Origin of the sequence: Caulobacter ginsengisoli (assembly GCF_030814835.1) — a bacterium.
GTDB lineage: Bacteria > Pseudomonadota > Alphaproteobacteria > Caulobacterales > Caulobacteraceae > Caulobacter > Caulobacter ginsengisoli.
Genome location: NZ_JAUSVS010000001.1, coordinates 917,237 through 941,821, shown reverse-complemented (window position 1 = coordinate 941,821; position 24,585 = coordinate 917,237). Strand labels below are relative to the sequence as shown.

The following is a 24,585-nucleotide window of genomic DNA, read 5'->3' as shown; positions in this document are numbered from 1 at the left end:
TTCACGCGGCCCCGAGGGCGGCATAGGCGGCCAGCGCCCGGTCGCGGGCGGCGGCATGGTCAAGGATGGGGCGGGGGTAGGTCTGGCCCAGGACCACGCCGGCGGCGGACAGCTGGTCGGGCCTGGCGGTCCAGGGGGCGTGCAGCACGGCGTTGGAGAGGCCCGCCAGCTCCGGAATCCAGCGACGGATATAGTTGCCGCACGGATCGAACCGCTCGCCCTGGCGGATGGGATTGAACACCCGGAAATAGGGCGAGGCGTCGGCGCCCGAGCCGGCCACCCACTGCCAGTTCGCCGCGTTCTGGGCCAGGTCCGCGTCGACCAGCGTGTCCCAGAACCAGGCCTCGCCGACCCGCCAGTCGATCATCAGGTCCTTGACCAGGAACGAGGCGGCGACCATCCGGGCGCGGTTGTGCATGTAGCCGGTCGCCCGCAGCTCGCGCATGCCGGCATCGACCAGCGGATAGCCCGTCCGGCCCTGGCGCCAGGCGTCCAGGTCCTCGGGGTGGTCCCGCCAGGCTATGGCGTCGAACTCTGGACGGAAGTTCCGCCGGGCCAGGTCCGGATTGTGGAACAGCAGATGGTGGTTGAACTCACGCCAGCCGATCTCGCTCAGGAACTTGGCCGCGCCGTCCAGGCTGTCGCCGGCGGCGACCCTGGCCTGCACTGCCCGCCAGATCTGCAGCGGCCCGATCTCGCCGAAATGCAGATGGGGCGAGAGCCGCGACACGCTCGCCAGGCCCGGACGGTCCCGGCCGCTGGCATAGCCCCGCAGAGCCTTGCCCAGAAAGCGTTTCAGGGCGGCGTGGGCGCCGGCCTCTCCCGGCGTCCAGGCCGTAAACCCGACTGACCAGTCCGGGTTGCGCGGGTGAAGGCCCCAGTCCTCGAGGCGCTCGGACCGCGGATTGCAGCCCGTCAACCGGCTGGGCGGGGGCAGGGCGGGGCGGTCCTCGACCTGATCCCGCGCCGCCCGCCAGTAGGGCGTGAAGACCTTGTAGAAGTCTCCGGCCTCGGTCTGCACCATCCAGGGCTCGTTGAGCAGGGCGCTGTTGAAGCTCTGGACCGTCAGGCCGCGCGCTGAAAGCCGGGCTTTGATCGCCCGGTCGCGGGCCATGGAGCCGGCGTCGTAGAGCCTGTTCCAGACCATATGGCCGGCGCCCGTCTCGGCGATGAGGTTGTCCAGCACCGTTTCGGCGGCGCCCCGGCGCAGGATCAGCGGCGCGCCGGCCCGGGCGAGGTCCTCGCCAAGCGCCCGCAACGACTTGTCCAGCCACCACAGCGAGGCAGCGCCCATCGGCCGGATCCCGGGCGTCTCGTCCAGGATGTAGAGCGGAATGATGGGGCGGCCGCTTTCGACGGCAGCCGCGAGCGCGGGATTGTCCGCCAGCCGCAAATCCTGGCGAAACCAGGCGATGACCGGGGCGGCGAGGGTGTCGGGCGGGTTCACGCAAGGCCTTACGCGGCCTGGCGTCAGCTGGATCAGTCAGGGGCCAGGCGAAGCTTCCCCCAGCGTGAATCTTGTTCCGCCCCCGCAAACCGCTAGAACCCCCGCATGGACCTTAGCCAACTCCAGTCGCTTCTGACCGCCGTCGCCGGGGTGCGCGTGGCCTGCGTGGGAGACGTGATGGTCGACCGCTTCGTCTATGGCGAGGTCACGCGCACCTCGCCAGAAGCGCCGATTCCCGTCCTGGCCCGCGGCCGCGAGCAGGCCATGCTGGGCGCGGCGGGCAATGTGGCCCGCAATGTCGCCGCCCTGGGCGGGCTGGCGGCCCTGGCCGGGCTGATCGGCGACGACGCCGCCGCCAACGAGGCCCTGGGCATGCTGGGCGCCGAGGCCAATATGGAAGGGCACCTGATCGCCGAGCGCGGCCGGCCGACCACGGTGAAGACCCGCTATGTCGCTTCCGGCCAGCAGCTGCTGCGGGTCGATTCGGAGGACATCCGGTCGCCGTCCAAGGAAGCCGAGGCCAAGCTGATCGCTTCCGTCCGCTACGCCGCCGAGGGGGCCGGCGCCATCCTGCTCTCCGACTACGGCAAGGGCTGCGTCACGCAAGGCGTGGTCGCGGCCTGTCTGGAGGCGGCCCGGGTCAACAAGGCGGCCCTGATCGTCGATTCCAAGGCCCGCAGCTTCGCCCGCTATGGCGCCGCCGACATCGTCAAGCCCAACGCCAAGGAACTGGCCGCCGCCACCGAGCTGCCCACCGAGACCGACGCCGAGGTCGAGGCCGCCCTGAGCCGCGCCCTGGACCTTTCGCGCTGTAAGGCGGTGCTGGTCACCCGGGCCGCCAAGGGCATGAGCCTGGCCGTGCGCGGCCAGAGCGTGCGGCATTTCCCCGGCGCGGCCCGCGAGGTGTTCGACGTCTCCGGGGCCGGCGACACGGCCCTGGCGGCGCTGGGCCTGGCCCTGGCCGCTGGCGTGGAGGCCGACCAGGCCATCGAATTCGCCCTGCTGGCCAGCGGCGTGGTGGTCGGCAAGGCCGGCACCGCCACCGCCTCGCCCAAGGATCTGATCGAGGCCGAGCTGGCCGCCCATCTGACCCCGGCCGAGCGCAAGATCGCCACCCCCCAGGAGATGGTCGAGACCGTCGCCGGCTGGCGGGCCAGGGGCCTGAAGGTCGGCTTCACCAACGGCTGTTTCGACATCCTGCACAAGGGCCACGTCGCCTATCTGGCCCAGGCCCGCGCCTGGTGCGACCGGCTGATCGTGGGCCTGAACAGCGACCCGTCGGTGCGGCGGCTGAAAGGGGAGGGCCGGCCGGTCAACGACCTGGAATCCCGCGCCCTGGTCCTGGCCGGCATGGCCCATGTCGATCTGGTGGTGCCTTTCGGCGAGGACACCCCCATATCCCTGATCGAGGCGGCCCGGCCGGACGTGCTGGTCAAGGGCGCCGACTACAGCATCGAGGGCGTGGTGGGTCACGAAGAGGTCCAGGGCTGGGGCGGCGAGGTCCGCCTGGCCCCCATCGTCGAGGGCTATTCGACCAGCGCCGCCATTGCCCGGTTCCAGGAGAAGTCATGACCCGCCGCATCATCTTCGTCACCGGCGGGGCCGGCTTCATCGGCTCGAACATCGTGGCAAAGCTGGCCGAGGATCCCTCGCTCGACCTGGTGGTCTGCGACCGCCTGCACGAGGCGGAACTGGGCAAATGGCGCAACATCGCCAAGCACCCGATCGGCGACTTCGTGCCGCCGGAAGAGATGTTCGACTGGCTGGAGAAGCGCTGGCGCGAGATCGAGCTGGTCGTCCATATGGGCGCCATCTCCTCGACCACCGAGCCCGACGCCGACAAGATCATCCAGACCAACTTCTGCCTGTCGCGCGACCTGTTCCGCTGGTGCGCTGACCGCCAGCGCCGCTTGGTCTATGCCAGCTCGGCGGCCACCTATGGCGACGGCGCCCTGGGCTTCGATGACGACAACAGCCTGGAACACCTGACCGCGCTGCGACCGCTGAACACCTACGGCTGGTCCAAGGCCCTGTTCGACATCTTCGCCGCCCGCCAGGCCGCCCGCGACTACGCCCCGCCGCAGTGGGTGGGCCTGAAGTTCTTCAACGTCTACGGCCCCAACGAGCACCACAAGGCGTCGATGAAGTCGGTGGCCGCCCAGATCTGGCCCAAGGTCCGCACCGGCCACGCCGTCCAGCTCTTCAAGTCGCACAACGCCGACTACGCCGACGGCGGCCAGCTGCGCGACTTCGTCTATGTCCGCGATGTCGCCGAGGTGGTGCAGTGGCTGCACCAGAACGAGGGGGTCAACGGCATCTTCAACCTGGGCTCGGGGCAGGCCCGCAGCTTCCGCGAAATGGCCGAGACCCTGTTCCAGTCGGCCGGGCGCGACCCGCTGATCGATTACATGGACATGCCCCCGGCGCTTCGGGAGAAGTACCAGTATTTCACGCAAGCGAAGATGGATCGCCTGCGTGAGGCCGGCTATCCGGGCCAGTTCACGACGCTCGAGGACGGCATCGACGACTATGTGAAGGGGTATCTGGCGACGAGTGATCCCTATCGATAGGGCGCTTTCGATGCTTCTGGTTGTGAGCTAGTCTCGGTGCATGGCCGACGGTGAGATCACCCTGAAACTTGACGCGGAAACTGTGCGCAAGCTCCAGCGAGCGGCGGCGGAGGCCGGTGTTTCGATGGAAACCAAGGGGGCAGAAATCCTGGCCGACGGTCTTGCCGACGCCGAAGGCTGGGCGATCGTGGCGGAACGACTCGAGGAGTTTGACCGCACCGGCGAAGCCCGACCCGCCAATGAGGTGCTGGCGGAATTTCGTGCGCGTATCGAAGCCCGGCTGGCCGGTCGGTCTTGATCCGCAGAGTCAGAATCCTGACCGCCGCTCAACTGGACCTTCTTCGACTGGAGGACTTCTTGGTCGATAAGGCTCCCCACGCCGCAGCGCGAGCGGCGTTGTCCATTTCACAAGCGATTGAATCTCTTTCTGAACTGTCTGAGCGGGGGCGTCCCTCTCCGCTTCCAGGCGTTCGTGAGTTGGTCGTCCCGTTTAGCGGCGCGGCCTACGTCATTCGCTATAGGGTGACGACGGACGAGGTCATCGTGGCCCGAATTTTCCATAGTCGTGAGGGACGCTGAGTTTCGGGGCGAGAGCCGTGCTGCTACGCTTCGGCAGTTTCTGGATGGGGGCATCCATGATCAGGGTTTTCGTCGCCGTTCTGGCGGTTCTATGGGTCTGTGCGCCCGCCTCGGCGGAGACGCTGGCGCAGGCCAGGGCGGCGCATCCGACCAGTGTGGTCGGTGAGGCGGGCGGCGACCCGGCCGACAAGCCGCCGGCGAGGCTGTTCAGGATGACCAGCTATCCTTCGGCCGTGGGAGATTTGGCCGCCTACGTCACGCCCTCGCCCGGCGATGGCCGTCGTCACCCCGCCATCATCTGGATCACCGGCGGCGACGCCAACAGCATCGGCGATGTCTGGGGGCCGCGTCCGGCCCGCAACGACCAGACCGCCCGGGCCTTCCGCGAGGCCGGCATCGTGATGATGTTTCCCTCGCTGCGGGGCGGCAACCGGAACCCCGGCCATCGCGAGGGCGGCTATGGCGAGGTCGACGACATCCTGGCCGCCGCCGCCTGGCTGGCGCGGCAGGACTATGTCGATCCGGCCCGCATCTATCTGGGCGGCCACTCGACCGGCGGCACGTTCGCCTTGCTGACCGCCGAATGCAGCGACCGGTTCCGGGCGGTGTTCGCCTTTGGACCCATCGGCCAGTTCGATCGGCAGTACGGCGAGTTCCTCGGCGTCGACCTCCGCGATCCGCAGGAGGTGGCGCTGCGCTCGCCGGTCCGCTGGCTGGGCTCGATCCGCAGCCCCACCTTCGTCTTCGAGGGGGACCGCCAGGGCAACACCTTCGATCTGCTGGAGATGAAGCGCGCCAACACCAATCCGCTGGCCCATTTCTACGTCGTTCCCCGGGCCAGCCACTTCTCGATCCTTGCCCCGGCCACCGCCCTGATCGCCCGCAAGATCAACGCCGACGTCGCCGCCCGCTCGAACCTGCAGTTCGAACAGGCCGAGCTCGACTATCTCATGCCGCCATCGGGAAGTTAGCGGAGGGACCCATGCAGGCCCGCCTGACCTATGTGATCAAATACGTCGCCGACATGGACCGGGCCGTCGCCTTTCACCGCGACACCCTGGGCCTGCCGCTGAAGTTCCAGTCGCCGTTCTGGACCGAGTTCGCCACGGGCGACACCACCCTGGCCCTTCACGCGGCCTCGGAGAAAAACCCAGCCGGCGGCTGCCAACTGGGTTTTGGAGTCTCGAACCTCGCCGACGTCTATGCGCGCCGCGAGGAGCTGGGTCTCACCTTCACGGCCGAGCCGATGCAACAGCACGGCTCGACCCTGGCCCGCATTCTCGACAGCGAGGGGGCGGAGTGCAGTATCAGCGGCTAGGGATTGCCGCCCGCCGGAACGTATTTGTACTTCTGAATGGCGGCTGCGCCCTTGTCGGAGGCCACCAGCCTGGCGACCTTGGCGCCGGGCTTGCCGCACACCGCCCCGCCGCCGGCCTGGAAGCAGTAGTAGTAGGTCTGGCCCCCCTCCCAATGCGTGGACGCCGCCTGGCGAGGGTTCATATCGACGAAATCCGGCCAACGCTGCCCCAGTTCATGGTCGCCCGCCGACGCCAGGAAGCAGGTGTACTGCCTGGGCATGAGCCGCGCGACGACGGTGTTATCCACGTCGAGCGTCAGGGGGTAGAACGGCAGGCCCATGCCGACGACCCGATAGATGCAGACCAGGGGCTGATCCGGCGTGGGTTTCGGCGGCTCCGAGACCGCCGGGGCGGCGAAGGCCGTCCCCGCGGTCAAGGCCATGATCAGAGCGCAGAGTGTCGTCCAGAGTTTTCGCATAACCGTATCCCCCCCTTTTGAGTCCTCAGACCCGCTCGATGATGATCGCCGGGGCCATGCCGCCGCCGGCGCACATGGTGATCAGGGCGCGCTTGAGGCCGCGGCGCTCCAGCTCGTCCAGGGCGGTGCCGACCAGCATGGCGCCGGTCGCGCCGATCGGGTGGCCCAGGGCCATGGCGCCGCCGTTCACATTGACCTTGTTGCGGTCCAGCTTCAGGTCGCGGATGAACTTCTCGGCGACGACAGCGAAGGCCTCGTTGATTTCCCACAGGTCGATGTCGTCGACCGTCAGGCCGGCCTTTTCCAGCACCTTCCTGGCGGCGGGGACCGGGGCGTTGAGCATCAGGGTGGGGCTGTCGCCCATGTTGGCCATGGCCACGATGCGGGCGCGGGCCTTCAGACCATGCTCCTTGGCGTATTTCGGCGAGGCCAACAGGATGGCGGCCGAGCCGTCGACGACGCCCGAGCTGTTGCCGGCATGGTGGACGAACTTGATGTCCAGGTCGGGATACTTCTGCTGGACCAGGCTGCGGAAGGTCACGCCCGTATTGTCCAGCGGCACGTCGGCCAGGGCCTCGAAGCTGGGTTTCAGCGCGGCCAGGCCCTCGGCGGTGGTCTGCGGGCGGGGGAACTCCTCGTGGTCGAGGGCCAGGGTGCCGTCCTCGAAATAGACCGGCACCACGCTCTTGTCGAAGCGGCCTTCGGCGATGGCGACGGCGGCGCGTTTCTGGCTTTCCAGGGCCAGGGCGTCCAGGTCCTCGCGGCTGATGCCTTCCAGGGTGGCGATGGCGTCGGCGCAGATGCCCTGGTGGGTCTGGGGATGGTTGGCGCGCAGGCGCAGGTTGCCGTTGTCCATGATCGGCGCGCCGTCTTCGGGCGTCCGACGGTTGGGCATCGACATCATCTCGGTGCCGCCGGCGATGACCAGATCTTCCATGCCCGACATGATCGAGGCGGCCGCCAGGTTCACCGTGGTGATGCCCGAGCCGCAGAAGCGGTCCAGGGTCACGCCGCTGGCCTTGACGTTATAGCCGGCGTCCAGAGCCGACATCCGGCCCAGGTCCCCGGCCTGCTGGCCGCGCTGGCTGGAGGTGCCCCAGATGATGTCGTCGACATCGGCGGTGTTGAGGTTGTTGCGCTCGGCCAGGGCCTTGAGCACCGTGGCGCCCAGCTGCTGGGGGTGGATCTCGGCCAGGGCGCCTTTGCCCCGCTTGCCGATCCCGCGGGGGGTGCGGACGGCGTCGATGATCAGGGCGTCGGTCATGGCAAAAGCCTTTCAGTCAGAAGTCTTGGCGGTCGAGTTGGGGCGGTATCAACACGGGCGCCGTAGCGGCAGTAAAGCCCGCAACGTCAAACGGTCTCGGTTTCCCGCGCCGCCCACATGGCCTGGAAGGCCGGCCGGGCCTGGCAGGCCTCGATCCAGGCGTCGACGCGCGGATGGTCGTCGAACAGTTCCCGCGCCGGCTGGGCGTAGCGCAACACCTCGGCCAGATTGAGGTCGGCCACCGTGAACCGCCCGCCGACCAGCCAGCCGCCGCTCTCGGCCAGCGCCGCCTCCAGCACGTCGAACGGTCCGCGCAGGGCCTCGATCGAGGGACGTACCGGCTCAAGGTCGGACGATTTCTGCAAATGCATGACGATGGGCGTGCAGTGCAGCTCGCAGGTCGCCGCCGCCCACAGGGTCCACTGCAGGATCTGGCCGTCCTCGGCGAGGCTCTGGGCTGTGATCGGGCCGCCGAACTTGCGGGCGAGATACAGGGTGATGGCCAGCGACTCGTGCAGCACCAGGCCATCGTCCTCCAGCGAAGGGATCAGGCCGTTGGGGTTGATGGCGCGGAAGGCGCGGGAGGCGGTGTTGAAGCGCGCGTCCGGCGCGGCGGGGTCGGCCAGGCGATAGGCCTGGATGACCGGGACGTGCTCGAAAGACTGGCCCAGCTCGTTCAGCATCCAGACCACGCGCGAGGCCCGCGACTTCAAGACACCGTAGAGTTTCAAGGTCATCGGACAGGCCTCCCCTGGGAAAGGCCTGTCCGTGACGCGGGTCGCTCAGGAATTCAAGCCTTGCCGCGCATCCGCAGCCAGCCGCCCAGCAGGGTCAGCGGGACGGCGCCGACCGCCAGGCCGATCGGATACCAGTGCGGGCCCAGGTTCATGTTCCAGGTGACGATCACCCCCGCCAACCCGCCGGCCAGACCCAGCACCGAGAGAACACCGGCGTGGATCATCGGCGCGGTCGGCGCGAGGCGGGCGGTGAGCCAGCCGCCGACGACGGTGAACAGGCTGCGATAGGCGAGGGCGACGGCGTTCTGCACCGGGTCCCACATCCCCTCGCTCTCCGGCGGATAGTATTTGACGGCGTGCAGGACGGCGTCGGTGGCCATCGACAGCACCACCACCGCGACGAAGCCCGCCAGGACAGCGCCGGTGCTCCGGAGGATGCGCACGATCATCGGCCCATCTCCGCCAGCAAGGCGTCCATCCGCCGGTAGCCGGCCTCCATGCCGTCGGCCATGCCTGACTGCAGCATGGCGTCGCGGGTTTCGCGGGAGGGATAGAGCACGCTGGTCGTCAACAGGGTGACGCCGCCCGCCTCGGTCAGCGTCAGGGTGACGATGCTCTCGCCCCCGGTCTCATCGCCATCGAACAGCTGGGTGTTGACGATGCGCTTCGGCGGCTCGAACTCGCGAATGACGCCGCCCATGCCCATCTCGCCGCCGTCGGCGTTGCGCCAGACATAGCGGAACCGCCCGCCGACCCGCGGCTCGAACTCGCAGACCGGCATGGTCCAGCCGTCCGGTCCCAGCATCCAGCGCGTCAGGAATTCCGGCCGGATCATGCAGTCGAAGACCAGGGCGCGCGGGGCCGCCAGGGCCCGGACCGTGACGATTTCGCGGTCGCTGGGGGTGGTGATGGTCAGGCCGTCGGAGGGCTTCATGCGATTTTCCTCTTGGGTTTGGTGAATTGCCGCAGGGCGTCCTTGCCGACCCAGCGCGCGGTCTTGTCGCTGGAGGCCGCCAGCCGTTCGGCGGACTCCAGGGCGGCGGCCTTCAGCGCCGGATCCCGCCTGCCGCCGATGGCGCGCAGGGCCCAGTTCACGGCCTTCTTCACGAAATTGCGGTCGTCGGTGGCGTGGCGCTCGATCAGGGCCAGGCCTTCGATGTAGTCGCCAGGGCGTCCGTGCAGGGCCATCGAGGCCATCAGGGCAAAGCCGGCGCGCCGGCCGAACTCGTCGTTCAGCCCGCACCAGGGCGCCACCCGGCCCCAGGCGTCAGGGGCCTGGTCGAATAGCTTGAAACAGACGGTGTCGCAGATCGCCCAACTTCCGAAATCGGCCCGCCAGCGGTCCATCTGCGCTAGGGTCACCTGGGCGGGGTCGTCGACCAGCGAGGCCAGCATGCGGGCTTCGTAGATGTCCGTATCCCAGAGCGCCTGCGCCAGGCTGTGGTCGCGGCCGAGGCGCTTGGCCAGTTTCTGCAGGTCGGCCATGGTCACGCCCAGCGCCGTCGGCTCGACGATGCCGAACCGGCCCATGCCCCGCCGTGTCGCCTCGGTGGCCAGGGCGCGCAGATCGCTCATGACGGCCTCGACGCTCATGGCTTGGCCTGCAGTTCGGCCAGCAGACTGTCCAGCCGCCGGTAGTTGGCCTCCAGGATGCGGCGGTAGTCCTCGATCCAGGCGTTGGCCTCGGCCAGGGGCTGGGCCTGCACCCGCACCGGACGGCGCTGCTGGTCCTTGCCGCGCGACACCAGGCCGGCGCGTTCCAGCACCTTCAGATGCTTGGAGATGGCCGGTTGGCTCATGGCGAACGGCCGCGCCAGCTCCGTTACCGAGGCCTCGCCCTGCGCCAGCCGCGCCAGGATGGCCCGGCGTGTCGGGTCGGCCAGGGCCGCGAAGGTGGCGTCGAGCCGCGCCGGATTTCCATAACCGAGTAGTTCCATAACCAAATGGTTATTCTCATGTGGCCCGGTTCGTCAAGTGCTTCCGTTGCGACAGCGTTGCCCGGCCTCATCCCCGGCGCCAAACTCGGCTCAAGAGGAAACGACGGAGCCAACCGATGGTCGGGATCGCCGCCTGGGGCGCCTATGCCCCGCGCCTGCGTCTGAGCCGCAAGGCCGCCGCCACCGCCAACGCCTGGGTGGCGCCGAACCTGATGGGCAAGGCCAAGGGCGAGCGGTCCATGGCCAACTGGGACGAGGACGCGCTGACCATGGCGGTCGAGGCGGGCCGCGACGCGCTGGGGCCGGGCGATGACCGCTCCGCCATCGATTCCCTGTATTTCGCCTCCACCACCGCGCCGTTCGCCGACCGGCTGAACGCCGGGGTGGTGGCCGCCGCCCTGACCCTGGAGAAACAGCTCAGCGCCACCGACGTCACCGGCTCGCAACGCTGCGGCCTGACCGCGCTCGCCCAGGCCTGGATCGCGGTCGCCGGGGGCGGGGCAGCCCAGTCGCTGGTGATCGCCGCCGACCACCGCCGGGCGAGAGCCGCCTCGGCGCAGGAGCTCGATTTCGGTGACGGGGCAGCAGCCTTCCTGATCACGCCGGATGGCGGTGCGGCCGAGGTTCTGGGTTATGGCGTGGTCACCGACGATTTCGTCGACCACTTCAGGTCTGCCGACCAAGAGTTTGATTATTCTTGGGAAGAACGCTGGATCCGTGACGAGGGTATCGCCAAGCTGGTCCCGCCGGTCATCGCCAAGGCGCTGGCGACCGCCAAGGTCGAGGCCTCGGCCGTCACCCACTTCTGCTTCCCCTCGACCTTCGCCGGTATGGCCGCCACCCTGGCCAAGGGCGCCGGCATCCCGGCCGAGGCGGTGCGCGACAACCTTGCCTCAACGCTAGGGGAAACCGGCTGCGCCCACGCCCTGGTCATGCTGGCCCACACGCTGGAACAGGCCAAGCCGGGCGATCTGATCCTGGTCGCCCAGTTCGGCCAGGGCGCAGAGGCCATGTTGTTGAAGGTCGGGGAGGGCGTCGCCGCCGCCAGGCCGGCGCGGGGCGTGACCGGCTCTCTGGCCGATCGAAAAGAAGAGACCAACTATCTGAAATTCCTGTTCTTCAACGGCCTTGTCGAATGGGAGAAGGGCATGCGGGCGGAGAAGGACAACAAGACCGCCCTGACCACCCTCTACCGCAACAGCGATCAGATCCTGGGCCTGGTCGGCGGCCGTTGCCGCGAGACCGGCGTGGTGCAGTATCCCCGCACCCGCATCTCGGTGGCGCCGAACAATCCCGCCGTCGACACCCAGGATCCCTACAAGTTCGCCGACCGCACCGCGACCATCCTGACCTGGTCGGCCGACTTCCTGACCTATTCGATGTCGCCGCCAAACCATTACGGCACCGTGGTTTTCGAAGGCGGCGGCCGCATATTCATGGACATCACCGATGTCGAGCAGGGCGATGTCGAGACCGGCATGGCCGTGCGCATGGCCTTCCGCCTGAAAGAGGTCGACGAGAAGCGCGGTTTCCGCCGCTACTTCTGGAAGGCCGTCCCCGACCGCACCGCCAACGCCCAAGCGCTGGCCGCCGAATAGCAGGAGAAACCGACATGGCTGCTGGCATCCGCGACAAGGTCGCCATTCTGGGCATGGGCTGCTCGAAATTCGGGGAGCGCTGGGACGCCGGCCCCGAGGACCTGATGGTCGAGGCCTATCTAGAGGCCATGACCGACGCCGGCATCGAGCAGAGCCAGCTCGATGCGGCCTGGTTCTCGACCCATATCGACGAGATCGGGGCCGGGAAGGGCGGCACGCCCCTGGCCATGGCCCTGCGCCTGCCCAACATCGCCGTGACGCGGGTGGAGAACTTCTGCGCCTCGGGCTCGGAAGCCTTCCGCGGCGCGGTCTACGCCGTGGCCGCCGGCGCCGCCGACATCGCGCTCGCCGTCGGCATGGAGAAGCTGAAGGACACCGGCTACGGCGGCCTGCCGACCGGCCAGCCCGGCACCCTGGCCCCACAGGTCGCGCCCAACGGCTCGGCCCCCGGCAACTTCGCCCAACTGGCCAGCGCCTACCGCGCCAAGCACGGGGTCTCCTGGGACGAGCTGAAGCGGGCCATCGCCCATGTCTCGGTCAAGAGCCACGCCAACGGCGCCAAGAACGCCAAGGCCCACCTGCGCAAGCCGATCACCGAGGAGCAGGCGCTGAACGCCCCGATGATCGCCGACCCGCTGGGTCTGTTCGACTGCTGCGGCGTGTCGGACGGGGCGGCGGCGGCCATCGTCACCACGCCCGAGATCGCCCGGGCCCTGGGCAAGCGCGACCTGGTGACGGTCAAGGCCCTGCAGCTGTCGGTCTCCAACGGCTATGAAAGCCAGTATAATCAGTGGGATGGCAGCTACTTCCACACCGCCCGCATCGCCGCCGGCAAGGCCTATCGCGAGGCCGGGATCGAGCGGCCGCGCGAGCAGATCAGCATGATGGAGGTGCATGACTGCTTCTCGATCACCGAGCTGGTGACCATGGAGGACCTGTTCATCAGCCCCGAGGGCCAGGGCTGGCGCGACGTTATGGACGGCTTCTACGACGCCGACGGCGGGGTGCCCTGCCAGATCGACGGCGGGCTGAAATGCTTTGGCCACCCGATCGGCGCCTCGGGCCTGCGCATGCTCTACGAGATGTATCTGCAGCTGCAGGGCCGGGCTGGCGAGCGGCAGCTCAAGGACCCGGTGTTCGGCATGACCCACAACCTCGGCGGCTCGCCCAGCACCAACGTCTGCTCGGTGGCCATCGTCGGGCGCGAGGGGGCTTAGGCGGAGGGGCTTTAAGGGTTGGGGGCGGGTCTGCTACCCATCGCTCATGGCCAACACGCCGCCTGACACCACGACGCCCGACACCGGCCCTCTCCGAGGCGCGCGGCTGTGGTTCTACATCGCCGGGACGGTGACCCTGCTGATGCTGGTGGTGGCGGCCATCGTGTTCCGGGTCGACATCCTGCGCACCTCGCTGGATCCCAAGGTTCCGTTCCAGGCCTACCGGCCGCCGCGCGCGCCCAACTATGCCGAGGCCAAGGCCTGGGCCCTGCTGCCGGCCAGACCCGCCCAGCCGAGCGCCGAGGACCCGCCGGCCGACGTCTTCTTCATCCACCCCACCACCTATGACGGCGGCGAGCACTGGAACGCGCCGTTCCGGGACGGCAAGTCCAGCCGGCTGCTGGAGCGGGTCATGCTGCCCAACTATGCCGGGCCCTTCGTGCGGGTCGGGCGCATTTTCGCGCCGCGCTATCGCCAGGCCAGCCTCTACAGCCAGCTGACCCTGCGCGAGGACGCCCGCCAGGCCCGCGCCTTCGCCTATGGCGACGTGCTGGCCGCCTTCCGCTACTGGCTGGCCCATGACGGGGGCGAGCGGCCGTTCGTCATCGTCGGGGTCGAGCAGGGCGGGCTGCTGGCCGCACGCCTGTTGCGCGACGAGGTGGCCACCGATCCCAGGCTGCGGGCCCGTTTCGCCGGCGCCTATCTGATCGAGACCGTGGTCCCCGCCGCCTCCTATGCCCCGGGCGTCGCCATCCCGGCCTGCCTGAGCCGCCAGCAGACCGGCTGCGTGCTGGCCTGGAACAGCCTGCGCGACGGCGACATCGATGCGCCCGACCGCCTGTCGCGGTCCCTGGTCTGGACCCCGACCAACGAGCTGGAGACCCTCGACGACAGTCCCGCCCTCTGCGTCAACCCGCTGACCGGCGGCCAGGGTGGTGAGCACAGCCAGCCGCGCGAGGCGCTGGGGGCGGTCAACGCCACCGGCCTGGAATGGGGCGTGCGCCCGCCGCTGCTCAAGCGCGAGGTCACGGCCTGGTGCAAGGACGGCATCCTGCGCGTGACCCGGCCCAAGTCGACGGTGTTCAAGCGCAGCGGCGGCTGGGCCGACCGGCTGAAGGTCGCGCCCTACAACCTCTTCTATGCGGACATCGAGGCCGACGCCCTGGCCCGGATCGCGGTCTTGCAAGGCCGGGGTTCAAAGGCCATGCTGCCCGCGCCTCGGCAGTAGAGTTCGGGGGAGTCACGCCATGCAGGTCACCACAACCGCTTAGGGTCTCAGTTCGCTGATCGACCTTCGACCTCATCGGAGCGCGCCAGACGCGCGCCCGCGCGATTCCTCATGCTTATGGACACTCGATGCCCAACCTTTGGCGTCATGCCGACTTTCTGAAACTATGGGCGGCCCAGGCCATCTCATCCTTTGGTGCGCGTATCACCCGCGAGGGTATTCCGCTCGCCGCCATCCTCACGCTCGACGCCACGCCGGCTCAGCTGGGCCTGCTGGCGGCCCTCAGCCGTGGTCCCGGCCTGATCGTCGGCATCTTCGGCGGGGGCTGGGTCGACAGCGCCCGCCGCCGGCCGATCCTGATCGGCGCGGACCTGTTCCGGGCCGCCCTGCTGATGACCGTGCCGCTGGCGGCCTGGACGCACTGGCTGACCATGCCGCAGCTCTATGGCGTGGCCGCCCTGATCGGCGCCGCCAGCGTGCTCTTCGACATCGCCGACCACGCCTATCTGCCCAGCCTGATCGGCAAGCCCGACCTGCTGGAAGGCAACGCCAAGCTGGCCGTCACCGAATCGACGGCCGAGATCGGCGGGCCGGCCCTGGCCGGGGTGCTGTTCCAGATCTTCACCCCGCCCATCGCCATCCTGGTCGACGCCGCCACCTATGTGGTCTCGGCCCTGTCGCTGGGGACGATCCGCCAGGTCGAGCCGCCGCCGATTCCGCGCCAGCGCGATCAGCACTGGCTGGCCGACCTTAAGTTCGGCTTCGAGGCGGTCATGGCCCAGCCGCTGATCCGTCCCATGCTGATCATGACCGTCGTGCAGACCTTCTTCGGTTCGTTCTTCGCCAGCCTCTACATGCTGTTCGGCATCAAGACCCTGGGCCTCTCCACCAGCCTGATGGGCGTGACCATCGCGGTCGGCGGGGTAGGGGCCCTCTCCGGCGCGCTGCTGGCCCGGATGTCGGTGGCGCGGCTGGGGCCGGGGCCGGCCATCCTGGTCATGGGCACGATCTCGGCGGTCTCGGCCGTGCTCATCCCGCTGGCCCCGGCCAGTGTGCTGGGCGGCACGATCGTGCTGATGATCGGCCAGTGGTTCGGCGACGCCTTCGCCGTAGCGGCCATGGTCCCGGCCAGCACGCTAAGGCAGACCGTCTTTCCGCGGGAGGCGCTGGGCCGCACGGGCGCCGTCTTCCACGTGGCGACCGGAGCCATGGCGGTCGTGGGCGCTATCGTCGGCGGGGTGGCGGCCGAGCATTTCGGCATCCGTCCGACCATGTGGGTCGGCGCCCTGGGGATCATTGCCGGACAGATGATCCTGATCTTCTCGCCGCTCAGGAAACTTCGGAAAATGCCAGAATAGCCAGTCGCTTAGGGCTCGAGCTTCACCCGCTTTTCGCCCCGGACCACCCAGGTGCTGGCGCCGTTGGTCGTCGGATATTTCCGCGCCGTCAGCGCCGCGAAGGCGTCGTCGCCGTGGCTGGTGACCAGGCACAGGGTCTGTTCGCCCTCACGGCCCCAGGTCCAGATGCCAGCCCGGATCACGCCGCGCAGCTTGGGGGCCTGGACGGTGATGGCGTCATAGGCGGCGCGGTTGATGCCGCAGCAGGCGCTGGTGAATTCCACGCTCACCGCGCAGGGGAAGTCGGGCTTGGCGGTGAAGCGCTCCAGCGGGATGGCGGCGGCCGTGGTGGCGCAGGCGCCCAGGAGCAGCAGGCTAAAGCCAGCGAAACGCCCGCCTGATGAAGTCCTGTCCGTCGTGCTGGATCGGTTGGCCATGCGCCATCAGGACCTTCTCGGCCGGCCAGGTCAATATGGCCTGCAGGGCCGCTCGAGCTTGGCGCCGACCGATGAAGGCCAGTCGGAACTTCTGCGGCACGGCGGGTTCAGGGTCAGTCATGTGGTCCAGCTTCGCGACCAGGGCGCGCCAGCCGGTGAACCAGCCGCGCGGGAACTGCTGCAGCAGGTCGGTGAAGATCGCTGTCTGGCTCGCGCGGTGGAAGAACACGACTTCCGCCGTGATGGCGTTGCCCTCGAAGACGACCTGATCGACCTCTCCGGCCCAGGGGTGCAGGCCCTCGGCGAGATCGGCCTGGAAGGCGAGGTCGGGCCGCTTCTTCCGGAGGCCTGGCGGGGCGTAGGTTGTGGCCTTGGGGTAGACCGCCTGCCAATCGGCGACATGCAGGTGGTGCAGCGAATTGGGCGGCACGATGTGGCGCACCGTTCCCAGGGCCTCCACGGCGGCTTTCAGCGGTTCGGTCAGGGCGACGGGCGACCAGATCATCAGGCTGCCGCCGGAAAGCCGGATGACGGCCATGCGGGTCGGGTAACGGAAGCCGGCGACGTCGGCCTCGGGGCCGGCCGAAATCCAGATTTCCGGCCCAAACGGCTCCAGCATCAGCCCGTCAGCGCCTTCAGGCCCGAATAGTTGGGCTGGTCGATCCGCACCTGGTCGATGATCGAGGCCTTGAGGTGGGCCGCCACCGCCGGATCGGCCGCGTCGATGCTGCCGTCCTGTATGCCGGCGGCCAGCGCCTCATTCAGTTCGATGAAGTCACCGTCGCGGCCGAGGATGGCCTTCAGCCGCTCGACCGCGGCCGCCTCGGCGGCCGGGCCGAACTCGATCTCGCGGCGCACGGCGGCGAGCGCGTTGACCGCCACCCGGGCGTGGAAGGCGTCGCGGTCCTTGAGCTGTGGGGCGGCGCGCTGCTCGATGAAGCCGATCACCGCGTCGATCAGCTCCAGGGCGGTCGGATGGGTGATCATGCGTTGGCCTCTTCCAGGAGTTTGACCAGGTCGATCTCGTTCTCGCTGGTCCGCCGGCCGATCATCGCCCGCTCGACCGAGGGGTCGGCGCCCGAGGCGAAGGAGGCGTACATGGTCATGCACATGACGCCCCATTTCATCGAGCCCAGGGTCTGCCAGTAGAGCAGCCGCTCGAGCGGAACCTCGCGCCCGCCGCCCTGGTGATAGCCGTCCAGTAGGTCGGCATAGTCGCCGAACCCGCCGACCGGCTTGGCGCCCCCGAACCGCCAGGCGTTGACGCAGAGCCAGGCCAGGTCCGCGGCCGGGTCGCCGAAATGGGCCAGCTCCCAGTCGAGCACGGCGGCGACGCCAACTTCCGGCTGGAACATGATGTTTCCATTGCGGAAATCCCCGTGCAGCAGGACGGGTTCGACCGGCGCCGGCGCGCGGTCCTTCAGCCAGCGGAACGCCGCCTCGAAGATCGGCCGACGGGCGCCGACCGTTCGGTAGACCTCCTCGTATTTGCCGATCTCGGTCAGGGCGTCGGAGACCGGCAGGTCGGGCAGGCCCTCGCGCGGAATGGCGTGGATCTGGGCCAGGATGCGGCCGCACTGGCCGGCCAGCTTTGGCCGCACGCTGGCGAAGGCCTCGTCGCGGACGATCCGCCGGCCCAGGGTCTCGCCCTCGACCGCGCCCATGACATAGGCCTCGCCGATGCCGTCTTCGGGTTGGCAGACATGAACGATGGGCGGGACGGGCGCGCCCTGCTGGTCGGCCTTTTGGATCAGGAAGGCCTCGTTGGGCAGGCCAATGGCGTTGCCGCTGCCCGGATTGCCTGGCGGCTTGCGGCGCAGGATCAGCCGGCGCTGGCCCGCCGCGCCGTCGACCTCGAAGGACCACAACTCCTGACTGGCCCCGCCGGAGAGGCGGCGCAGATCGCTGACCGTGGTCCCGCCTTCGGCGAGTCGCGGGGCGAGGGCGGTGAGGGCGGACTGCAGTTCATCGCTCATGGGACGGGATTGAGGACCCTCACCCCGCGTCAGTCAAACCCGCCGGCCGCCAGTCGAACAATTCCTGCAGGACGGTCAGCGCCTTGCCGCGCGGGCTCTTCAGATGGGGGTCCCTGGCCAGGACTAGCCGCGCGTCGTCGGCGGCCACGGCGATCAGGTCGCGGTGCGCCGCCGGATCGACCAGCCGATAGTCTGGAAAGCCGCTCTGGCGCAGGCCCAGCGGATCGCCGCCGCCGCGCAGTTCCAGGTCCTTCTCGGCGATGACGAAGCCGTCGTCGGTGCGGCGCAGGATGTCCAGCCGCTGCTCGGCGATCTTGCTGAGCGGCGGGTCGTAGAGCAGCACGCAGGCGCTCTCCCGCCGCCCCCGGCCGACCCGGCCGCGCAGCTGGTGCAGCTGGGCCAGGCCGAACCGCTCGGCCTGCTCGATGACCATGATGGTGGCGTTGGGCACATTGACCCCGACCTCGACCACGGTGGTGGCGACCAGCACCGGCAGGCGGCCCTCGGCGAACTCGGCCATCACCGCGTCCTTTTCCGAGGCGCCCAGCTTGCCGTGCACCATGCCGACGGCGGCGGGGCCGAGGGCCCGGCGCAGCTCGCCCAGCCGTTTCTCGGCGGCGGCGAGGTCGGCCATCTCATTGTCGGTGATCATCGGGCAGATCCAGAAGGCCTGCGCCCCGGCCTTCACCGCCTGGCGCAGCCGCTCGACGATCTCGGGCAGGCGCGGCATCGGGACCGCCCGGGTGGCGACCGGCGTGCGGCCCGGCGGCTTTTCGTCGATGCGGGAGACGTCGAGATCGCCGAACACCGTCAGTTCCAGGGTGCGGGGGATCGGGGTGGCCGACATGGCCATCAGGTGCACACCCTCGCCCTTGTCCTGCAGCCGCTTGCGCTCGGAGACCCCGAAGCGGTGTTGCTCGTCGACCACCGCCAGGGCCAGGCGGTGGAACTCGACGTCATCCTGGAACAGCGCATGGGTGCCGACCGCCACGGCCGCGCTGCCATCGGCCAGGGCGACCAGCTTCTCGGCCCGGGGGCCGCCCTTGTCGCGGCCCGTGAGCATGATCACCCGGATGCCCTGGTCGGCCAGGGGTTGGGCGATGGTCTCGTAGTGCTGGCGGGCCAGGATCTCGGTCGGGGCCATCAGCACGCTCTGGAAGCCGGCCTCGGCGACATCGGCCATGGCCAGCATGGCCACCACCGTCTTGCCGGCGCCCACGTCCCCCTGCAGCAGCCGGCTCATCCGCTCGCCGCTGAGCAGATCGCCGCGCACCTCCGCCAGGCTGCGGATCTGGGCGCCGGTGAGCCTGTAGGGCAGGGCGGCCTGGACCTTGTCGGCCAGCACGCCCGCCGGGATGATCGGCCCGGGCGTCGAGCGCCGCGCCGCCTTGCGCTGGGCCAGGGCCAGCTGGTGGGCCAGCAGTTCGTCATAGGCCAGCCGCCGCCTTGGCCGGGCCAGGGGCGACAGGTCGGCGTCGGAGACCGGGTTGTGCAGCGCCTCCATGGCCTGGCGCCAGGACGGCCACTGCTCGCGGGCCAGCCAGGCGGGGTCCTGCCATTCGGGCAGGTCGGGGGCACGGCTGAGGGCCTCCAGGGCCAGCTTGCGGATGGTGCGCGAGGCCAGGCCCGCCGTGGCCGGATAGACGGTCTCGATGCGAGGGATTTCACCGACCCGGGCCGCATCCAGGATGTAGTCGGGATGGGCCATCTGCCATTCGATATGGTTGAACCGCTCGACCTTGCCGCTGACCGCCCGCCGCGCGCCGACCGGGTTGCTGCGCTCCAGATGCTCGCCATGGCCCTTGAACCAGATCAGGGAGAGGAAGCCGGTCTCGTCGAAAGTGCGGATCTTCCAGGGCTGGGCGCCGCGCGGCTTCTGGTGCGACTCGATGGTGACGATGAAGGTGCCGGTCTCGCCCTCGCGGGCCCGTTCGACGGTGGTCGGCTCGCGATGCACCAGGGCGGTGGGGGCGAGCAGGGCGACATCGCGCACCAGCGGCCCGGCCACCTTCTCCAGCGCCGGCGCGACCTTGGGCCCCACGCCTTTCAGCGAGGTCGCCGGCGCGAACAGCGGGAAGAGAATCTCGGGGCGCATGGGCGAACCATAGCGCCAAACCGGGCTTGATCGATTCAATCAAGCTAGGCGACGGGCGGGGCGGCGGCGATATTCCCGACCATGACACCCGATCTCGCCCGCCTGATGGCGACCTACAACAGCTGGCAGAACGCCAGCCTCTACGACGCCGCCGAGACCCTGACGCCCGCCGACCGTCTGGCGGATCGCGGCGCCTTCTTCGGCTCGATCCAGGGCACGCTCAACCATCTGCTCTGGGGCGACCAGATCTGGATGAGCCGTTTCGACGGCTGGGAAAAGCCGGCCGTATCCATCGCCGGATCGACCGAGATATGCGCCGACTGGAGCGACCTGCGCGCCGCCCGCATCCGGGTCGACGCCGGGATCGCCGCCTGGGCTGCCGGCCTGACCGAGGAGCGGCTGGCCCAGGACCTCACCTGGTTTTCCGGCGCCGCGGGGCGCGAGCTGACCCGGCCGATGTGGCAACTGGTCGCCCACCTCTTCAATCACCAGACCCACCATCGCGGCCAGGCCCATGCCCTGCTGACCGCCGCCGGGGCCAGGCCCGCCGATACCGATCTGATGTTGCTGACGCCCTGATCAGGGCTTTGCGCCGGCCCCGCCAGCGCCTATATCCCGCCGCTCGGCATGGATGACGTGAGGCAGAAGAGGGCCAGGTATCGCGCCTGGCATCGGGGATTTCGGGAAGCGGACCTGATTTTGGGCCCGTTCGCGGATGCCTATTGCCCGGATTTCACCGACGCGCAGATGAGCGTCTTCGAACGGATGCTCGAAGTCCCCGATCCCGACCTCTACGGCTGGATCGTGGGAGCCAATGACCCGCCGCCGGAGTTTGACGGCGAGATCATGACTCTCCTCAAGGCCTTCCAGCCCCACAAGTCCCGAGACCAAGATGGCGCCTGACGGCAGTGCTGGACCCAGCCGCGCGGACCTCAAGCAGGTCGCCGGCGATGGCGGCCGCCTGGAGCTGACCGGCGCGCCGGAGGGCTTCGACGCCCTGGTGATGAGCGACATCCTGCGCGCGCGCGGCGGCCTCGCGGTCTTCATCGCCCGCGACGGCGCCCGGGCCCAGGCCTTCGCCGCCGCCCTGACCTTCTTCCAGCCGCAGGTCGAGGTGCTGGAGTTTCCGTCCTGGGACTGCCTGCCGTACGACCGCATCGGGCCGTCGCCGGCCATCGCCGCCCAGCGCATGGCGACGCTGTCGCGGCTGGCCAAGGGCCTGGACGCCAGCAAGCCCAAACTGCTGGTCACCGCCGGGCCGGCCGCCATCCAGAAGGTCCCGCCGCGCGAGGCTGTGCTGCAGTCTGGCTTCAGCGCCAGGCCCGGCCAGGACGTGCAGATCGCCGACCTGGAGCGCTATTTCGCCGTCAACGGCTATGCCCGCGCCTCCACCGTCTCCGAGCGCGGCGAGTTCGCCATCCGGGGCGGCGTGATCGACGTCTTCCCGCCCGCCGCCGCCGAGCCGGTGCGGCTGGACCTGTTCGGCGACACCCTGGAATCCATCCGCGCCTTCGATCCCGAGACCCAGCGCTCGACCCGGCAACTTCAGTCCATCGACCTGCTGCCGGTCAGCGAGGCGCTGCTGGACAAGGACAGCATCGCCCGCTTCCGCCGCGGCTATGTCGCCGAGTTCGGCGCGCCGGGCGAGGACGCCCTCTATGACGCGGTCAGCGCCGGCGGACGGCGCGCCGGGCTCGAGCACTGGCTGGCCCTGTTCTATCCCCAGCTCGAGACGCTATTCGACTACCTGCCCAAGGACGCCCTGATCGGGGTCGATCACCTGGCGCTGGAGGCCGTCAACGAGCGCCTGGCCATGGTCGAGGACGCCTACGACGCCCGGGCCAGCGCCGATCGCAAGGCCGCCTACCGGCCGTTGCCGCCGAACTCCCTCTATCTCACTGCCGAGCAGTGGCAGGGCGCCATCGGCGAGCGCGCCAACCGCTGGTTCACCCCCTTCCAGCACGAGGGCGCGGCGGTGGTCGACATGGGCGCGCGGCTGGGCCGCACCTTTGTCGCCGAGCGGGCGCAGGACAGTGTCAATCTGTTCGAAGCCACTGCAACCCACGCGGCCGCCTTGGCGGCCAACGGAAAACGCGTGCTGTTCGCCTCCTGGACCGAGGGCTCGTCAGAGCGGCTGGGCACCATGCTGGCCGACCATGGGCTCAAGCGCGTGCCCTTCGCCTCCGACTGGAGCCAGGCCAAGGCCGCCGATCCCAGAACCCCGCAGCGGGTTATCCTGCCCCTGGAGAGCGGCTTCGAGACCGACAATCTGGCGGTCATCTCCGAGACCGACATCCTGGGCGACCGCCTGGCCCGCCCGCGTAAGAAGCGCCGGGCCGCCAACTTCCTGGCCGAGGCTTCGGCCCTCAGCCCCGGCGACCTGGTCGTCCACATCGACCACGGCATCGGCCGCTATGCGGGCCTGAAGACCCTGGAAGTGCAGGAAGCCCCGCACGACTGCCTGGAGCTGCACTACGGCGGCGAGGCCAAGCTCTACTTGCCGGTCGAGAACATCGACCTTCTGACCCGCTACGGCGCCGAGTCCGAGGGCGTGCAGCTCGACCGCCTGGGCGGCGCCGCCTGGCAGTCGCGCAAGTCCAAGGCCAAGGAGCGACTGCGGGTCATGGCCGAGGGCCTGATCGCCATCGCCGCCGCCCGGGCCATCAAGGAGACCGAGGAGACCGATCCGCCGCACGGCCTGTTCGACGAGTTCTGCGCCCGTTTCCCCTATGAAGAGACCGACGACCAGCTCAACGCCATCGCCGATGTGCTGACGGACCTGGCCAGCGGCCGGCCGATGGACCGGCTGATCTGCGGCGATGTTGGGTTCGGCAAGACCGAGGTCGCCCTGCGCGCCGCCTTCGTCATGGCCATGAGCGGCAAGCAGGTGGCGGTGGTCTGTCCCACCACCCTGCTGGCCCGCCAGCACTACAAGACCTTCTCCGAGCGCTTCCAGGGCTGGCCGATCAAGGTCAAGCGCCTCTCACGCCTGGTCCCCACCGCCGAGGCCAACGAGACCCGCGAGGGCCTGGCCAATGGCGAGTTCGAGATCGTGGTGGGCACCCACGCGGTGCTCTCCAAGCTGGTCAGCTTCAAGGACCTGGGCCTGGTCATCGTCGACGAGGAGCAGCATTTCGGGGTCAAGCATAAGGAAAAGCTCAAGGAGCTGCGGGCCGACGTCCATATGCTGACGCTCACTGCAACCCCCATTCCTCGTACGCTTCAAATGGCGCTGTCGGGCATCCGCGAGATGTCGATCATCGCCACCCCGCCGGTCGACCGCCTGGCGGTGCGCACCTACATCACCGCCTGGGATCCGGTGACCCTGCGCGAGGCCCTGCTGCGCGAGAAGTATCGCGGCGGCCAGGCCTATTTCGTCGCCCCGCGCATCAAGGACCTGCCGGACCTGGAGCGGTTCCTGCGCGAACAGGTGCCCGAGGTGAAGTTCGTCGTTGGCCACGGCCAGATGTCGCCCACCCAGCTCGAGGAGGTGATGAGCGCCTTCTATGAGGGCAGTTACGACGTGCTGCTGTCGACCACCATCGTCGAGAGCGGCCTGGACATCCCCACGGCCAACACCCTGATCATCCATCGCGCCGACATGTTCGGCCTCTCGCAGCTCTACCAGCTGCGCGGCCGGGTGGGCCGGGCCAAGGCGCGGGCCTATGCCTACATGACCACCCCGGCCGACAAGCAGCTGACCCTGTCGGCCGAGAAGCGGCTGAAGGTGCTGCAGTCGCTCGACAGCCTGGGCGCCGGCTTCCAGCTGGCCAGCCACGACCTCGACATCCGGGGCGGCGGCAACCTGCTGGGCGACGAGCAGTCGGGCCATATCAAGGAGATCGGTGTCGAGCTCTACCAGCAGATGCTGGAGGACGCCGTCGCCGAGCTGAAGGCCAAGGGCGCCGAGGAGATCCTGTCCGATCGGGGCTGGTCGCCCCAGATCAACACCGGCGCCGCCGTGCTGATCCCCGAGGACTATGTCCCGGACCTGACCGTCCGCCTGGCCCTCTACCGCCGCCTCTCCGACGCCGAAAAGGCCGAGGACCGCGAGGCCCTGGCCGCCGAACTGATCGACCGCTTCGGCCCGCTGCCGCCCGAGGCCGGCCAGCTTTTGAAGGTCGTGGCCATCAAGGGCCTCTGCCGCGAAGCCAATGTCGCCAAGATCGATGTCGGGCCCAAGGGGGCCGTCGCCGCCTTCCGGGGCGACACCTTCGCCAACCCGATGGGGCTTGTGCAGTTCGTCCAGCGCAACCAGGCGGTCTGGCGCGTGCGCCCCGACCAGAAGGTGGTGATCAAGGGCGAATGGGAGACGCCCAAGGCGCGGCTGGACGCGGCGGAGCGGATCCTGACGCAGTTGGCGAAGCTGGCGAAAGGCTAGCCGCGG

The 24,585-nt window shown here is 69.2% G+C and carries 26 protein-coding genes; 13 read left to right on the top strand and 13 right to left on the bottom strand.

The window, feature by feature from the left end; all coding sequences use genetic code 11:
- Position 1: 1 nt before the first annotated feature.
- Entirely contained in the window at positions 2 to 1,447 is a 1,446-nt protein-coding gene (locus QO010_RS04720) for a cryptochrome/photolyase family protein (protein WP_307346617.1), read from the bottom strand.
- Positions 1,448 to 1,552: 105 nt separating this feature from the next.
- On the opposite strand from QO010_RS04720, the gene rfaE2 reads away from it, so the two are divergent.
- The 6 genes from rfaE2 to QO010_RS04695 are packed head-to-tail and all read left to right on the top strand — an operon-like array spanning position 1,553 to position 5,914.
- A complete protein-coding gene (gene rfaE2 / locus QO010_RS04715; protein ID WP_307346615.1) occupies positions 1,553 to 3,019 on the top strand; it encodes a D-glycero-beta-D-manno-heptose 1-phosphate adenylyltransferase in 1,467 nt (488 codons plus the stop codon).
- Positions 3,016 to 4,017 carry an ADP-glyceromanno-heptose 6-epimerase gene (rfaD, locus tag QO010_RS04710; RefSeq protein ID WP_307346612.1) on the top strand — a complete coding sequence of 334 codons (1,002 nt, stop codon included), beginning with the start codon at positions 3,016 to 3,018 and terminating at the stop codon, positions 4,015 to 4,017. Before rfaE2 ends, rfaD begins: the two co-directional genes overlap by 4 nt.
- A gap of 40 nt (positions 4,018 to 4,057) precedes the next feature.
- Positions 4,058 to 4,315 (top strand): hypothetical protein, encoded by a 258-nt coding sequence (locus tag QO010_RS04705; protein ID WP_307346610.1) that lies wholly within the window; start codon positions 4,058 to 4,060, stop codon positions 4,313 to 4,315.
- Complete coding sequence (locus QO010_RS23975) at positions 4,312 to 4,596, top strand: type II toxin-antitoxin system RelE/ParE family toxin (RefSeq protein WP_370873709.1); 285 nt, start codon at positions 4,312 to 4,314, stop codon at positions 4,594 to 4,596. Before QO010_RS04705 ends, QO010_RS23975 begins: the two co-directional genes overlap by 4 nt.
- Before the next feature lie 56 nt (positions 4,597 to 4,652).
- Positions 4,653 to 5,567 carry an alpha/beta hydrolase family protein gene (locus QO010_RS04700; protein WP_307346608.1) on the top strand — a complete coding sequence of 305 codons (915 nt, stop codon included), beginning with the start codon at positions 4,653 to 4,655 and terminating at the stop codon, positions 5,565 to 5,567.
- Between the two features lie 11 nt (positions 5,568 to 5,578).
- Positions 5,579 to 5,914: a VOC family protein gene (locus QO010_RS04695; protein WP_307346605.1), complete on the top strand. Its 336-nt coding sequence runs from the start codon at positions 5,579 to 5,581 to the stop codon at positions 5,912 to 5,914.
- Here QO010_RS04695 and QO010_RS04690 read toward each other — a convergent pair.
- The 7 genes from QO010_RS04690 to QO010_RS04660 all read right to left on the bottom strand — a co-directional run bounded on the left by QO010_RS04690 (position 5,911) and on the right by QO010_RS04660 (position 10,310).
- On the bottom strand, positions 5,911 to 6,336 hold the full coding sequence (locus tag QO010_RS04690) for a hypothetical protein (RefSeq protein ID WP_307346603.1): 426 nt from the start codon (positions 6,334 to 6,336) through the stop codon (positions 5,911 to 5,913). The genes QO010_RS04695 and QO010_RS04690 overlap by 4 nt on opposite strands.
- 61 nt (positions 6,337 to 6,397) lie before the next feature.
- On the bottom strand, positions 6,398 to 7,636 hold the full coding sequence (locus tag QO010_RS04685; RefSeq protein WP_307346601.1) for an acetyl-CoA C-acetyltransferase: 1,239 nt from the start codon (positions 7,634 to 7,636) through the stop codon (positions 6,398 to 6,400).
- A gap of 86 nt (positions 7,637 to 7,722) precedes the next feature.
- Positions 7,723 to 8,373: a glutathione S-transferase family protein gene (locus QO010_RS04680; protein WP_307346599.1), complete on the bottom strand. Its 651-nt coding sequence runs from the start codon at positions 8,371 to 8,373 to the stop codon at positions 7,723 to 7,725.
- Between the two features lie 53 nt (positions 8,374 to 8,426).
- The gene (locus QO010_RS04675) at positions 8,427 to 8,822 is read right to left on the bottom strand and encodes a hypothetical protein (RefSeq protein WP_307346596.1); all 396 of its coding nucleotides are present in this window, start codon (positions 8,820 to 8,822) and stop codon (positions 8,427 to 8,429) included.
- Positions 8,819 to 9,307 (bottom strand): SRPBCC family protein, encoded by a 489-nt coding sequence (locus QO010_RS04670; RefSeq protein WP_307346594.1) that lies wholly within the window; start codon positions 9,305 to 9,307, stop codon positions 8,819 to 8,821. Before QO010_RS04670 ends, QO010_RS04675 begins: the two co-directional genes overlap by 4 nt.
- Positions 9,304 to 9,966: a DNA alkylation repair protein gene (locus tag QO010_RS04665; RefSeq protein ID WP_307346591.1), complete on the bottom strand. Its 663-nt coding sequence runs from the start codon at positions 9,964 to 9,966 to the stop codon at positions 9,304 to 9,306. The genes QO010_RS04670 and QO010_RS04665 overlap by 4 nt, the downstream gene beginning before the upstream one ends.
- Positions 9,963 to 10,310 (bottom strand): ArsR/SmtB family transcription factor, encoded by a 348-nt coding sequence (locus QO010_RS04660; RefSeq protein WP_307346588.1) that lies wholly within the window; start codon positions 10,308 to 10,310, stop codon positions 9,963 to 9,965. Before QO010_RS04660 ends, QO010_RS04665 begins: the two co-directional genes overlap by 4 nt.
- Positions 10,311 to 10,426: 116 nt before the next feature.
- On the opposite strand from QO010_RS04660, the gene QO010_RS04655 reads away from it, so the two are divergent.
- From QO010_RS04655 to QO010_RS04640, 4 genes are all read left to right on the top strand, one after another.
- Entirely contained in the window at positions 10,427 to 11,908 is a 1,482-nt protein-coding gene (locus QO010_RS04655) for a 3-oxoacyl-[acyl-carrier-protein] synthase III C-terminal domain-containing protein (protein ID WP_307346584.1), read from the top strand.
- Positions 11,909 to 11,922: 14 nt separating this feature from the next.
- Positions 11,923 to 13,125, top strand: coding sequence for an acetyl-CoA acetyltransferase (locus QO010_RS04650; RefSeq protein WP_307346582.1), 1,203 nt, complete (start codon positions 11,923 to 11,925; stop codon positions 13,123 to 13,125).
- Between the two features lie 46 nt (positions 13,126 to 13,171).
- Positions 13,172 to 14,353: a DUF3089 domain-containing protein gene (locus QO010_RS04645; protein ID WP_307346579.1), complete on the top strand. Its 1,182-nt coding sequence runs from the start codon at positions 13,172 to 13,174 to the stop codon at positions 14,351 to 14,353.
- Between the two features lie 128 nt (positions 14,354 to 14,481).
- Complete coding sequence (locus QO010_RS04640; RefSeq protein WP_307346576.1) at positions 14,482 to 15,711, top strand: MFS transporter; 1,230 nt, start codon at positions 14,482 to 14,484, stop codon at positions 15,709 to 15,711.
- 8 nt (positions 15,712 to 15,719) lie between these two features.
- Here the strand turns inward: QO010_RS04640 and QO010_RS04635 are convergent, their stop codons facing one another.
- From QO010_RS04635 to recG, 5 genes are read right to left on the bottom strand one after another with little or no spacing between them, the layout of a single operon-like run.
- Entirely contained in the window at positions 15,720 to 16,127 is a 408-nt protein-coding gene (locus QO010_RS04635; protein WP_307346573.1) for a hypothetical protein, read from the bottom strand.
- Positions 16,066 to 16,746, bottom strand: coding sequence for a DUF4336 domain-containing protein (locus tag QO010_RS04630; protein WP_307346571.1), 681 nt, complete (start codon positions 16,744 to 16,746; stop codon positions 16,066 to 16,068). Before QO010_RS04630 ends, QO010_RS04635 begins: the two co-directional genes overlap by 62 nt.
- Complete coding sequence (locus QO010_RS04625; RefSeq protein ID WP_307346568.1) at positions 16,746 to 17,114, bottom strand: DUF6285 domain-containing protein; 369 nt, start codon at positions 17,112 to 17,114, stop codon at positions 16,746 to 16,748. The genes QO010_RS04630 and QO010_RS04625 overlap by 1 nt, the downstream gene beginning before the upstream one ends.
- Positions 17,111 to 18,103, bottom strand: a complete 993-nt coding sequence (locus QO010_RS04620; RefSeq protein ID WP_307346566.1) for a phosphotransferase family protein — start codon at positions 18,101 to 18,103, stop codon at positions 17,111 to 17,113. Before QO010_RS04620 ends, QO010_RS04625 begins: the two co-directional genes overlap by 4 nt.
- A gap of 19 nt (positions 18,104 to 18,122) precedes the next feature.
- Positions 18,123 to 20,198, bottom strand: a complete 2,076-nt coding sequence (recG, locus tag QO010_RS04615) for an ATP-dependent DNA helicase RecG (RefSeq protein ID WP_307346564.1) — start codon at positions 20,196 to 20,198, stop codon at positions 18,123 to 18,125.
- Between the two features lie 81 nt (positions 20,199 to 20,279).
- Here recG and QO010_RS04610 point away from each other — a divergent pair, with 81 nt between their 5' ends.
- The 3 genes from QO010_RS04610 to mfd are packed head-to-tail and all read left to right on the top strand — an operon-like array spanning position 20,280 to position 24,579.
- The gene (locus QO010_RS04610) at positions 20,280 to 20,777 is read left to right on the top strand and encodes a DinB family protein (protein WP_307346562.1); all 498 of its coding nucleotides are present in this window, start codon (positions 20,280 to 20,282) and stop codon (positions 20,775 to 20,777) included.
- Between the two features lie 48 nt (positions 20,778 to 20,825).
- The gene (locus QO010_RS04605) at positions 20,826 to 21,101 is read left to right on the top strand and encodes an FAD assembly factor SdhE (protein WP_307346559.1); all 276 of its coding nucleotides are present in this window, start codon (positions 20,826 to 20,828) and stop codon (positions 21,099 to 21,101) included.
- Complete coding sequence (gene mfd / locus QO010_RS04600; RefSeq protein ID WP_307346556.1) at positions 21,091 to 24,579, top strand: transcription-repair coupling factor; 3,489 nt, start codon at positions 21,091 to 21,093, stop codon at positions 24,577 to 24,579. The genes QO010_RS04605 and mfd overlap by 11 nt, the downstream gene beginning before the upstream one ends.
- The last annotated feature ends 6 nt before the right edge of the window (positions 24,580 to 24,585 follow it).